This window comes from Lentibacillus sp. CBA3610 (assembly GCF_013373365.1).
GTDB lineage: Bacteria > Bacillota > Bacilli > Bacillales > Amphibacillaceae > Lentibacillus.
Window position 1 is genome coordinate 113512 of the sequence record NZ_CP035925.1, and the last position, 13401, is coordinate 126912.

Genomic DNA, 13401 nt, shown 5'->3' on the forward strand with positions numbered 1-13401 from the left:
TAATTGATTACAAGTAATTTAAAGGGAGTGGAATCATATGAGCCAATATCGTGTAGCCGTGGATGCCGGTGGTACATTTACAGATGTGTTTGTATTCAATGAACAGACGAATGAAATCGAAGTCGCGAAAACACCTTCAATGCCTGAAAACCCTGAAAGAGGGGTCGTTAATGGTGTTGATGCTGCAAATGTATCAGGTAAAGATATAAGTCTGTTATCACACGGAACAACAGTCGGAACAAATGCATTAATTGAAAGAAAATTACCTAAAACCGCTTTGATTGCGACGAAGGGTTTTCGGGATGTAACAGAAATTCGCAGGGGGACTAAATCGGATCTGTGGGATGCTTATAAGGACGTTGCCCCGCCTTATATTGAAAGAAGAAACCGTTTTGAAGTTAATGAGCGGGTTGATTATAAGGGAAATGTCTTAACAGAGATACAGGAGGAAGAGGTTAAGGCGTTGGCGAAAACGTTAAAACAAAAAGGAATAGAATCAGTTGCTATTTGTTTTATGAATGCCTATGTAAATGGCGAAAATGAAAGAAAAGTTAAAGCTGTATTAGAAGAAGAATTAGATGACGTATATGTGTGTACATCCAGTCAGGTTTTGCCGGAAATATTCGAACATGAAAGAACGAGTACCACAATTATTAATGCAGTTCTTGGTCCAATTATGAGCCAGTATATGGGACGACTAGAAGATCACATGAAGACAAGAGGATACAAGGATGATATTTTGGTGCTTCATTCAGGGGGCGGTGTCATGACATCAGAAATGGTTCCGCGTCTGGCTGCAAGGGTTGCAAGTTCAGGCATCGCAGCAGGAGCAATCGCTAGTAAACATATTGCCCAGCTATGCGGTTTTAATAATGCTATAGGACTGGACATGGGTGGAACAAGCTGCGATATATCACTTATGTATGAAGGTGACCTTCCAGTAACGAAAGATTGGTATATTGAGTATGGCTATCCGATTGGCTTCCCTAGTGTGGAAGTACGGACTATTGGGGCAGGTGGAGGAAGCTTAGCTCGTATTGATGATGGCGGCTCACTGCGAAATGGCCCCGAAAGTGCAGGAGCGGACCCAGGCCCGGCTTGTTATGGCTTGGGAGGCGAAGAACCAACAAACACCGATGCCAACCTTATATTAGGGCGTTTAAATGATAAGTTATTAGATGGACAATTGACATTGGAAAGGGAAGCTGCTGTAAAATCAGTTCAATCTATTTGCGAGAACTTTGGCTTTAATGAATATGAAGCGGCTAATGCTATATTGAAAGTAGCTAATGCAAATATGTCTGATGCCCTGCGCTTAATATCCGTACAAAAGGGATATGATCCGAGAGACTTTGCATTAGTGGCGTTTGGAGGTGCTGGTGCCTTACAAAGTGCATATCTAGCCAAAGAATTAGAAATCCCAAGTGTCATTGTTCCAAAATATCCGGGAGTTTCTGCAGCACTAGGGTGTTTGCTTGTGGATGTCCGACATGATATTACACAGACCTTTGTCGCCAACCTAGATGATATAAAAGATGATGAATTGGAAGAAAAATATATCGAAATGGAGAAAGAGGCTATTGGACTTTTGGAAAAAGAAAAGATAAAATCTGAAAACATGACGCTTATTCGACACTTGGAAATGCGCTATAGTGGCCAATGGCGGTCATTAGAGGTGACTATCAATCGGCCTTTGGATTCCTTGGACCAAGCCGTTGCTAAATTTCACCAGGAGCATGAACGGGCATACGCATTTTCGGATATTGATAAAAGTATAGAGATTTATGGTTTGAGAGTGGAAGCTGTTGGGAGCGTATCAAAACCTCAGCTGCCTAAGGAAGAACCGCAAGGCACTCTAGAGGATGCTTTGAAAGAATACAGGGATGTTTACTTTGAGGAATCAAATGGAATTGTTCAAACGCCAATCTATAATCGTGCAGATGTGCCAGTTGATTCCAGGATTAATGGTCCTGCGGTTGTTGAACAATTAGATTCAACGGTTGTTATTCCTCCTGAATTTCAGGCTTATATAGACAAATATAAAAATATTATAATTTCTTTAGTAAAATGAGGTGATTTCTGTGGAAAAAACGTTTGAAAGTAAACTGGATCCAGTAACATTTGAGGTTTTGAAGAATGGATTCTCGAATTTAGTCGATCAAATGGCGGAGCAAATTTTAAGGACTTGCTATTCGTTTGTTATTTATAATCGTGATTTCAGCAATGCTTTGTGCGATGCGGAAGGAAACACGATTATGCAGGGAACACAGGATATCGCGGTTCATGTCGGAACATTGCATTTCACAGCAAAAGCAGTACTCGAAGATTTTAAGGATGACATACATCCAGGCGATGTATTTTTAATCAATGACCCTTATCGTGGTGGGACGCATTTTAATGATGTCCGTGTTTTGCGACCTGTATTTTATAATGGAGAGATGATAGCAATTATGCAATCCTGTGGCCATTGGGCAGATATGGGAGGTTCTGTGCCCGGATCCTTTGATGTAAGTTCCAAGGATCATTATGGGGAAGGAGTGCTTATCCCGCCAACGCGCATATGGCATAAAGGCGAGTACTTAGAGGATGTAGCTAATTTGCTGGTCTCTAATATGCGTGTACCTGAAGAGCGTCTAGGAGATTTGCGAGCACAGGCCGAGGCAACGAAAGTGTCAGAAAAGGAACTACTAAGATTGGTCGAAAAGTACGGGGTTGACACAGTTTTAACAGCTTTTGATGAAGTGCAGGATTATGTTGAGAAACTTGCAAGAGCTAAGCTGAGGGATCTTCCTAATGGTACGTGGGAAACGGTTGATTATATTGATATGGATCCGGAAGTGGGGGATGGCTTGATCCCAATTAACGTTAAAATGACAATAGAGGATGATCAGATCTATTATGACCTTGAAGGGACACATGATGCTATAGGATGTTTTTTGAATTCTTCGTTTGGATCAGCCTATTCAGGGTTGTTTGCCGGAACGAAAACTCTCTTCCCTGATATCCCATTAAATTCAGGTTTTTACCGTGTAATTAAAGCTAAATTGCCTGAAGGTTCAGTTGTCAATGCAAAGTGGCCTGTAGCTGTAACTGGCTTTTGTTCAGGACCTTATGAAAAAATTATGAATGCATGTTTCGAGTTATGGTCGCATGTTCTGCCTGAACGGCTTGCTTTAATCTGGAATACTTATTAATAGGAGGGGAAGATAAGCGGAGTAAAGAGGATAGCTTTTTTATGTGGTATGACTGGATGGCAGGAGGACATGGCGGTCGCATTGACCGGGATGGAGCTAATGCCATTTCGCCGGTATTTGGTATAGGTTTAAGTGTTCAGCCATGCGAAGGTCAAGAACGATTAACTCCCGTAGTGACTTCTAAACATGAAATAATTACAGATTCAGGAGGGCCTGGAAAATACCGTGGTGGATGTGGCATAGAAAAAGGTGGTACATTAACCAATGTTGATAATAGCGTCATATCCGTTTGTTGTGATCGGTCACGTTCAGTTCCATGGGGTCTCTTTGGTGGATTGCCTTCATACCCACACGGTACTTGGCTAAAACCTACAGGAGACGATGAACGTTTCTTAGGAGCCTTTTTTTCTGGTGTTGTCATTAAAGAAGGAGATTCATTCACACGGCCTTCTGCCGGAGGAGGCGGACTAGGCGACCCGCTCGATCGCGAACCAAAAAAAGTATTGCATGATGTTATCAATCGATATGTATCTATTGAACGAGCCATAAAAGATTATGGTGTAGTTATTAATGAAGTTAACGCGGAGCTAGATCAATATATCATTGATGATGCAGCAACAGAAGAAATGAGACAATACATTCGTAATCATAGAAAACAATGGCTTCAGAAAGATATGCACTACGTTGGTAATCTGTTTGAAAAAGGTGAGATCAATCAGTTGGATTTAATTCGTCAATATGGCGTGCTGGTTGATTTATCCACAGGTGAAGTGTTGGAAAAATCAACGCAACAATTCCGTGACATGCTCCAAAAACGGTCTGTCACCTACTGGGACTGAAAACTTAACAATAACCAGTTATAAATTTCAAAAAGGATTGTTGATTTCGATGCTTAGCAAAGAGAAGTCGTGAGGATTAAATATCAAAAATTACAGCCAAACCAGATAATTCATAGTCCAGCAAGCGTACTTCCTACATTGCTATCATCTCTGTTCTTTATGAACAGGTTATGTCGACAGTGAAAGTACACAAAACAGCCGTACGAGTTTCAGAAAGTGGTTGTGTGTATTATCTTTAAAATTAAATCATATTTGTGTAGTGAGCTTATATAGTTATGAAGCAGATTATGAAGTGATTGTAGTCGTTCGCAATTAATAAATAAAGATATATTGATAGGTGTATTGAAGAAAATAATGAACTTATGAAAGTAATATTCTATATGAAAATTTGGAAGCGATTACTTATCAAGAACTTAGCTGAATTGGATCAGAAACATTTTATTAACCCGACATCCTCCATCCAACAGGTGAGGGCATTTATTTGACCGACACTTATATCGATCTGTGATGGCAGCGGAAAAGCAAATTGGCTAAAGAAATGTGAATCCTGAATATTACCATAAAATGAACAATATAATCTGATAAACCTTCTATGTCAAAACCAAAACAAGGAGGATAACAATGCGTGACCGCAAACTATTAAAGATTTTGGGCAATAAAGATGTTATCGCACTTGCATTTGGCGCCATGATTGGCTGGGGCTGGGTTGTCACAGCCGGATTATGGGTGACTGAAGCTGGGTCATTGGGAGCGATTCTGGCATTCCTGATCGGCGGTTTACTTGTGGTTCTGGTCGGGCTCACGTACGCAGAATTGGCCTCTGCTCTGCCGCTTGCTGGTGGTGAGCTTGTCTATTCATTTAAAGCGATGGGACGAACAGTTTCGTTTATCGCCACATGGGCAGTTATACTTGGCTATGTGTCGGTTATTGCATTCGAAGCCGTTGCGCTGCCAACAGTCTTTGAGTATCTGATACCGAATTACAGCCAAGGCTATTTATACACGTTGGCCGGCTGGGACGTTACCATGACATGGGCAGGAATTGGCATCATAGGATCAATCATCGTTGCCTGGGTCAATTACCGCGGCATTAAATTAACGTCCTCGATTACGGTTATTTTGACCGGGCTGATTCTTGCGGCAGGCGTTTTACTGATCACCGGTGGAACGGCCAGTGGCAGTGTTGAAACAATGGAACCGTTTTTTGCAGCGGGTTCTGCAGGCATTATGTCAGTCATTATTATGACACCATTCATGTTTGTCGGCTTTGACGTCATCCCGCAGGCAGCAGAAGAAATCAATGTTCCGCAAAAGCGAATTGGCCAGCTGCTGATTGTATCAGTTCTTCTCGCTGTACTTTGGTATGTGGCCATCATCTTTGGTGTTTCCAGGATGTTGAGCCCGGCCGAACTGAATGAATCAAATCTTGTAACCGCAGACGCAATGGCAAAAGCGTTTGGTGATAGCAGGCTGATGGGGAACTTCCTCGTTCTGGGCGGTATTGGCGGTATTTTAACGAGTTGGCTTGGCTTTTACGTTGGTGGCAGCCGTGCCATTTACGCTATGGCCAGAGCAGGTATGCTTCCTAAATCATTGGGAGAACTGCATCCAAAATATAATACACCACATAAAGCCATTTTGCTGATTGCTGTTTTGTCCACTGCTGCACCGTTGTTGGGCCGCCCTGCACTTCAATGGTTTGTCAATGCGGGCGGACTTGGTCTTGTCGTTGCATGGCTGATGGTGGCGATTTCCTTCATTATTCTCCGTAAAAAAGAACCGGAGATGAAGCGCCCGTTTAAGCTTTCCGGCGGTACTGTCATTGGCTGGATTGCCGTCGTTATGTCAATAGGTATTGGGATTTTGTATTTGCCGGGCATGTCCTCAGCACTTGTTTGGCCGTATGAATGGGCTATCATTGGGATATGGGCTATACTTGGCTTTGTTTTGTATAAAGTGTCAATGAAAAAATATGGCACGGCATATGCCGATAAACGGATGAAAGAAGAAATAGACCGGATTGCATAGGCAGACTGAAAAATCTATTTTTGATACTGGAAACAGCGTTAACCTAAAAAGGAAATGCTGTTTCTTTTGTTTGCGGACATGTCTCAGGAAACGGAAAAAGCGGTAGCCCTCTACGGTAAAATACTTCTCCCTGAAAAACCGTAAAGTTATACAGCCTCTGCCACTCGCTTAACATGTTTTCTGGCCTTTCAAGATTGGGAATAATATCAAATACAAGACGCTATTATTATCCAAACAACATAGAAAGGAAATGATTATGCTGACATTTGATGCCATCGTAATTGGATTTGGAAAAGCCGGGAAGACCATTGCCGGTGATTTGGCAAACAAAGACTGGCAAGTGGCGATGATTGAAAAAGATCCCAACATGTATGGCGGAACGTGTATTAACATTGCCTGCATTCCCACAAAAATGCTGGTCCACGACGGGATGCAAAATGTACCGTATGGCGAGGCAATTGAGCGAAAAGATGACGTTGTTGATAAACTGAACGAAAAAAATTATAAACAGCTTGCTGATCATGATAATGTCACGATTTTCGATTCGGGGGCCACATTTCGCTCGGATAAAGAAGTGGCGGTTGAAACAAACGGGAAAAAGGAAATTCTGACAGCTGAGCACATATTTATCAATACTGGTGCTGTCAGTAATATCCCGCCAATGGAAGGGGACATTAACTCGGATAAAGTCTATACCAGCACCACATTGATTAACCGGAAGCAGCTGCCGAAGAAACTTGCGATCGTAGGCGGCGGCTATATCGGTTTGGAATATGCCTCGATGTATCGCAATTTCGGATCGGACGTAACCGTCATAACACCTGAAGAGAAGCTCCTTTCAGATGAAGATTCGGATATTGCCGAAGAAATCGAAAAGGAGTTTCAAAATAAAGGCATTAATATAATCAATGGGACGAAAGCTGAGAAAATTGAAGAGAACAATGAAGATGACGTGACGCTAACGTTATCCAATAACGACCAGGTGACAGCAAATGCCGTCCTGCTTGCAACCGGCCGCAAACCGAATACGGAAAGCCTCGGTCTGGAAAACACCTCGATTGAGTTGACGGAAGATGGCGCCATTAAAGTTGGCGATAATCTTGAAACTACCACTGATAACGTTTGGGCTCTTGGTGATGTCAGAGGCGGTTTTCAATTCACGTATATTTCGCTTGATGATTACCGGATTGTCATGAGTCACTTACTCGGTGACAAAAGCTATTCGCTGAAGACGCGTGAAAATGTGCCGTATACCATGTTTGTTGAACCGCCTTTTTCCAGAGTTGGCTTGACCAAGGAAGAGGCTGACAAGGAAGGGTTTGAAGCTGCTGAAGGTAAAATGGCGGTTGCATCACACCCCCGTGCCCACGTGCTTAATGATCTTCGCGGGCTGTTTAAAGTCGTCGTTGATAAGCAAACAGACAAGATTTTAGGAGCCAGCCTGTTCGGTCCGGTATCAGAAGAATTAATCAACCTGGTCAAGCTTGCCATGGACTTGGACGCGCCTTATACGTATTTGAGAGATCAGATGTATAATCACCCGGTTATGAGCGAATCGTTCAATGGGTTGTTTGCGGTTGAGGATTAATTGGGGTGGAATGTTATTGTAAACTAGCGTCATATAGAGACTGTTCATTGAGTTCATATACTTAATGGACAATCGTTTATTTTTTCGGGGAAAACTAGGGATATCACAGCTTTGCCGTACCAAAAATCACCGCGATTTGGTACAATAGTCATAGTGATTATTTAGGTAGCGAGGTGGCAAAGCATGGGGCAAAATCTATCAGAACGTGATGTCTGCAGTAAATTTATCACGCCTGCCGTTATAGATGCCGGCTGGGATTTACATAAACAAATTCGTGAGGAAGTCAGTTTTACGGCAGGTCGTATTATTGCACGCCATAACGGCTATATTCGCAAACAAGGGAAACGAGCCGATTATATCCTTTATTATAAACCGAATATTCCCCTTGCCATTATCGAAGCCAAGGATCAAAATCATTCGGTCGGGGCCGGTATGCAGCAGGCCTTGGATTATGCTGAGATATTAGATATTCCGTTTGTTTACAGTTCAAATGGAAATGGATTTGTTGAACATGACCGGACGGGTTCCGGTGAGCAAATTTCACGGGAATTGCCGCTTGAAGAATTCCCATATCCTGCAGAACTGTGGAATCGATATCGGAAATCTCAGGGTTTTACCGAAGAAGAAGAAAAGATTGTTGCTCAGGATTACTTTATGGAACCGGGTGGTAAGACCCCTCGCTACTATCAGCGAATTGCCATTAATCGAACAGTAGAAGCCGTTGCGAAAGGCGGGGACCGTAATTTATTAGTCTGCGCAACTGGTACAGGCAAAACGATGATTGCGTTTAACATTATTCATCGACTCTGGAAATCCCGTGCGAAAAAACGTATCTTATTTTTGGCGGATCGGAATATTTTAGTAGATCAGACAATGGCCAATGACTTCAAACATTTTGGCGATAAGATGACCAAAATTACCAATCGAACCGTTGATAAATCTTATGAAATTTATTTAGCTCTTTATCAGGGCGTATCAGGTGCTGAAGACTGGAAAAATATTTATAAAGAATTTTCCCCTGATTTCTTTGATTTAATCGTGATTGATGAGTGCCATCGCGGCTCAGCACGGGAAGATTCCGCATGGCGGGAGATACTGGAATATTTCAGTGATGCGACACATATCGGACTGACCGCAACACCGAAAGAGACAGAAGACGTTTCGAACATCCACTACTTTGGCGAACCAATTTATACATATTCACTCAAGCAGGGTATCAATGACGGTTTCTTAGCGCCTTATCGTGTAATTCGTTATACGTTTGACCGTGATGTGGAAGGCTGGCGTCCGCGGAAAGGTGAAAAAGATCGTTTTGGTAATTTAATAGAAGACCGGATGTATAACAAGAAAGATTTCGACAAAGGCTTGGTCCTGGAAAACAGGACGGTTCAAGTTGCTAAAAAAGTAGCTGAATATATGGCGCATACGGATCGTTTCCAAAAAGCGATCATCTTTTGTGTAAATGTTGACCATGCCGAGCGAATGCGTCAGGCAATTGCCAATGAAAATCCGGATTTGGTGACGGAGAATCACAAGTATGTTATGCGCATTACTGGGGATAACGAGGAAGGGAAAATGGAGCTGGATAACTTTATTGACCCTGAATCTGTGTATCCGGTTGTGACAACGACATCTAAGTTAATGACAACAGGCGTTGATGCGCAAACATGCAAGTTAATCGTTTTAGATTCGAACATTAATAGTATGACCGAATTCAAGCAAATCATTGGGCGGGGAACGCGAATCAATGAAGAATATGGCAAGTATTCATTTACGATCCTTGATTTTCGAGGTGTCACTGATTTGTTTGCTGATCCGGACTTTGACGGTGATCCTGTCCAAATCTATGAACCAAAAGACGGTGACCCTACTGTGCCGCCAGAGCAAGACGGAGAGGATGAACCGGTATATCCTGATTTCCAGGATGATGGCTATCCGGAAAGAGGCCCGGGTGGTGAGGACATTTTTATTGATGACAAAGATGATGAGAACAAAACTTATTATGTGAAAGACGCGAAAGTCAAAGTTGTTTCTGAAAAAGTTCAATACTACGGTGAAGATGGTAAATTAATTACCGAGTCACTCAAAGACTATACAAAGAAAACGGTCCGGAATGAATATCAGACATTAGATGAATTTCTGAACAAATGGAATGAATCGGAGCGGAAAGAAGCCATTATTCAGGAATTGCTGGAACAGGGTGTCATGCTGGACGAACTGGAGCGGACAGTCGGGCGTGATTATGATCCGTTTGATTTAATTCTTCATGTGGCATATGATCAAAAACCTTTAACACGACAAGAACGAGCGAATAATGTTAAAAAGCGGGATTACTTTACCAAGTATGGTGACAAAGCCCGTGCCGTGTTGGAAAAGCTTCTGGATAAATATGCGGATGATGGCGTTGAAAATATTGAAAGCATGGAAGTGTTGAAATTAGATACCTTCAGCGAGCATGGATCGGTTATTGAAATCATAAAAGAATTCGGCGGAAAAAATAACTATTTAATGGCCGTACAGGAATTAGAACAGGAAATTTATGCGTCTTAATTAGTATAGGGAGAGGTAACAAGCATGAGTATTACGTCTGTGATTAAAAGTATTCAGGATATTATGCGCCAGGACGTTGGTGTTGATGGGGATGCCCAGCGAATTGGCCAGTTAGTCTGGATGATTTTTCTAAAAATATTCGACGATAAAGAAATAGAACTGGAGCTGCTGGATGATAGCTACCAATCCCCGATCCCGGAACACATCAGGTGGCGAAATTGGGCAGCAGATGATGAGGGGATGACGGGAGATGAATTACTGGCGTTTGTAAATGATGAATTATTCCCAGCATTAAAAGAATTGGAAGTAACCGAAGTCCATTCACGTGCCAATATGGTTCGTTCGGTCTTTGATGATGCTTATAACTATATGAAATCAGGGACGTTGATTCGTCAAGTTGTGAATAAAATTAACGAAATAGATTTTAATAGCTCTGAAGATCGTCATCTGTTCAACGATTTCTATGAAACATTCCTAAAAGACCTGCAAAGCGCCGGCAACAGTGGCGAGTACTACACACCACGTGCCGTAACCCAATTTGCCGTGGATATGGTCAATCCGAAATTAGGTGAAAAGATACTTGATCCTGCCTGCGGGACAGGTGGTTTTTTAACCAGTTCAATCGATCACTTGAGAAAACAGGCCCAAACAGTCGACGAACGCCAAACCTTTCAAGATACAGTCTTGGGAATTGAAAAGAAACCATTGCCGCATTTGCTCGGTGTTACGAACTTGATATTGAATGATATTGAAGTGCCTAAAATACGTCGTGATAATTCTTTAGCGCAGCCATTACGTAATTATTCCAGAAAAGATAAAGTCGATATTGTCGTCACTAATCCCCCATTTGGCGGGACAGAAGAAGACGGCATTCAAGCGAACTTCCCAAATAATTTTCGAACCAAGGAAACAGCCGATTTATTCATGGTGTTGATTATGACGTTGTTAAAAGATAATGGACGTGGCGCCATTGTTTTACCTGATGGCTTTTTGTTTGGCGATGACGGTGTTAAGTATCGGATAAAGGAAAGGTTGCTGACAGAATTTAACCTGCACACGATTGTCCGATTACCGCATAACGTATTTTCACCGTACACAAATATTCGTACGAATGTGTTGTTTTTTGAAAAAGGGAAACCGACAGAGGAAGTTTGGTATTATGAACATCCTTATCCTGAAGGGCAAAAAAGCTATTCCAAAACTAAGCCGATTCGTATCGAGGAATTTGACCGTGAAAAAGCCTGGTGGAATAACCGCGAAGAAAATGAATACGCCTGGAAAGTGTCAATCGACGGAATAAAAGAACGTGATTATAACCTGGATATCAAAAATCCTTATACGGAAGAAGAGGAATATTTAGATCCGGAAGAAGCTTTAGCACGTTATCAGAAAGCGAAAGCGGATGTGAAAGAAACCAAGCAAAAATTGGCAGATGAACTCGCTTCCATCATGAAAGAGGTGTTTTGATGGAACTTCTTTTAAAACACTTTGAAGAGATGGTTCAGACGGAAAAAGATGTGGAAGAATTGAAACAGAAAATTTTGGACTTAGCGATAAGAGGGAAATTAGTTCCACAGAATAAAAATGAAATGCTTGCTTTAAAGCAATTGGAAAATGAGGAAAAACTCAGTGAAAAAGTACTTCAAATAACAGAAAAGCCTTTTGATTTACCAAGTAACTGGACTTGGGTACACATGGGAGACATAATGAATATTGGTTCTTCAAAAAGAGTTAGACAAGCTGATTGGAGAAATTCAGGGATACCTTTCTACCGGGCTCGAGAGATTGTGAAATTATCAAAAAATGGCTTTGTTGACAATGAATTATTTATTTCTAAGGATCATTATCTTAAATTAAAAGACACTTTTGGAGTACCAATGAAAAATGATTTAATGGTAACTGGAGTAGGTACAATAGGGGTTACCTATGTAGTAAAAGAGCCTGATGAATTCTACTATAAGGATGCAAGTGTACTATGCTTTAGTAATATTTATAATATTAATCCAGAGTTTGTAAAATTATTTATGCATTCAAACTTTGCTAAAAACCAGATAACCAAGGATGCAATGGGAACAACTGTTAGTACTCTAACAATTAAAAGAGCAAAAAATTTAGCTTTTCCTTTGCCACCATTCAATGAACAAAATCGTATAGTTAATAGGGTAAACCAATTGTTTGCTATTTGTGATCAACTGCATACACAAATAGAATTGGAAAAACAATCATCAGACAAATTTAATACTAATCTTTTTTCACGTATACAAGATGCATCCAATCCTTCTCAAAAAGAAGATTTGGCTTTTGCGATTGAACATATGGATGATTTGTGTCAAACAAAAGAAGACGTCGATTTGTTACGACAGAGTCTGTTGAGTTTGGCCGTTCAAGGTAAATTGGTTAAGCAAGATCCAAACGATGAACCGACATCTGTATTGCTTGAAAATATTGAAGGCGAAAAAGAACGTTTAGTGGTAGAAGGCAAGATTCGAAAACCGAAGAAATTACACGATATTACAGCAGAAGAAGAGCCATATGAGTTACCACAGGGATGGGAATGGATCAGGTTAGGAACTATATCGAATAAAATTCATTATGGCTATACAGCTTCTGCAAAAGATACAGATACAGGTACAAAGTTACTTAGAATCAGCGATATACAAAAAAATAAAGTGAATTGGAATACTGTCCCCTACTGTGATATTGATGATGACAATTATAAAAAGAATTCGCTGCAAGAGCGAGATATACTTATAGCTCGAACGGGTGGAACAATTGGAAAATCCTTTTTAATTGAAAATATATTATATCCTTCTGTATTTGCATCTTATTTAATTAGAGTTCAGTTGAATAAAACATTAAATGAAAAGTTCTTTAAATATTTTTTAGAAAGTAGTTTATATTGGAATCAATTAAAATCTTCTTCAAAAGGGACAGGTCAGCCTAACGTTAATGCAACTTCATTAAGTAAACTAATAACACCTTTGCCACCTCTGAAGGAGCAAGCTCGAATAGTAAATAAGATTGAGCAAATCTTTGATAAATGTGATGCATTAGAACACAACATTGAATTAAAGTCGAATTATGTAGTGAAATTCCGTAATTCTGTTTTAAATGGTTTAACCGATAATAAGAAGTTACATGAGGATTATTAAAAATCAAGATGATGACGTCGATGATGAGGTTCGGAATCAAGATGATTAAA

8 protein-coding genes are annotated in these 13401 nt (G+C 40.9%); all 8 read left to right on the forward strand.

What is annotated here, in order from left to right; genetic code table 11:
• Positions 1 to 37: 37 nt before the first annotated feature.
• The gene (locus Len3610_RS00595) at positions 38 to 2071 is read left to right on the forward strand and encodes a hydantoinase/oxoprolinase family protein (RefSeq protein ID WP_176446236.1); all 2034 of its coding nucleotides are present in this window, start codon (positions 38 to 40) and stop codon (positions 2069 to 2071) included.
• 10 nt (positions 2072 to 2081) lie between these two features.
• Positions 2082 to 3194: a hydantoinase B/oxoprolinase family protein gene (locus Len3610_RS20360; RefSeq protein ID WP_255259723.1), complete on the forward strand. Its 1113-nt coding sequence runs from the start codon at positions 2082 to 2084 to the stop codon at positions 3192 to 3194.
• Positions 3195 to 3235: 41 nt separating this feature from the next.
• Positions 3236 to 4033 carry a hydantoinase B/oxoprolinase family protein gene (locus Len3610_RS20365; RefSeq protein ID WP_255259724.1) on the forward strand — a complete coding sequence of 266 codons (798 nt, stop codon included), beginning with the start codon at positions 3236 to 3238 and terminating at the stop codon, positions 4031 to 4033.
• Between the two features lie 621 nt (positions 4034 to 4654).
• Positions 4655 to 6061 carry an APC family permease gene (locus Len3610_RS00605; protein WP_176446237.1) on the forward strand — a complete coding sequence of 469 codons (1407 nt, stop codon included), beginning with the start codon at positions 4655 to 4657 and terminating at the stop codon, positions 6059 to 6061.
• A gap of 256 nt (positions 6062 to 6317) precedes the next feature.
• Entirely contained in the window at positions 6318 to 7649 is a 1332-nt protein-coding gene (locus Len3610_RS00610) for an FAD-containing oxidoreductase (protein WP_176446238.1), read from the forward strand.
• A 183-nt stretch (positions 7650 to 7832) separates the two neighbouring features.
• Positions 7833 to 10199, forward strand: a complete 2367-nt coding sequence (gene hsdR, locus Len3610_RS00615) for an EcoAI/FtnUII family type I restriction enzme subunit R (protein WP_176446239.1) — start codon at positions 7833 to 7835, stop codon at positions 10197 to 10199.
• Between the two features lie 24 nt (positions 10200 to 10223).
• Positions 10224 to 11666: a type I restriction-modification system subunit M gene (locus Len3610_RS00620; RefSeq protein ID WP_176446240.1), complete on the forward strand. Its 1443-nt coding sequence runs from the start codon at positions 10224 to 10226 to the stop codon at positions 11664 to 11666.
• Positions 11666 to 13351, forward strand: a complete 1686-nt coding sequence (locus Len3610_RS00625; RefSeq protein WP_176446241.1) for a restriction endonuclease subunit S — start codon at positions 11666 to 11668, stop codon at positions 13349 to 13351. Before Len3610_RS00620 ends, Len3610_RS00625 begins: the two co-directional genes overlap by 1 nt.
• Positions 13352 to 13401 lie beyond the last annotated feature (50 nt).

Excerpts from the sequence above, each read along its gene's own strand:
- Len3610_RS00610 (WP_176446238.1), top strand. The coding sequence starts at position 6,318 with ATGCTGACATTTGATGCCATCGTAATTGGATTTGGAAAAGCCGGGAAG.
- Len3610_RS00620 (WP_176446240.1), top strand. The coding sequence starts at position 10,224 with ATGAGTATTACGTCTGTGATTAAAAGTATTCAGGATATTATGCGCCAG.
- hsdR (WP_176446239.1), top strand. The coding sequence starts at position 7,833 with ATGGGGCAAAATCTATCAGAACGTGATGTCTGCAGTAAATTTATCACG.
- Len3610_RS00595 (WP_176446236.1), top strand. The coding sequence starts at position 38 with ATGAGCCAATATCGTGTAGCCGTGGATGCCGGTGGTACATTTACAGAT.
- Len3610_RS00605 (WP_176446237.1), top strand. The coding sequence starts at position 4,655 with ATGCGTGACCGCAAACTATTAAAGATTTTGGGCAATAAAGATGTTATC.
- Len3610_RS20365 (WP_255259724.1), top strand. The coding sequence starts at position 3,236 with ATGTGGTATGACTGGATGGCAGGAGGACATGGCGGTCGCATTGACCGG.
- Len3610_RS00625 (WP_176446241.1), top strand. The coding sequence starts at position 11,666 with ATGGAACTTCTTTTAAAACACTTTGAAGAGATGGTTCAGACGGAAAAA.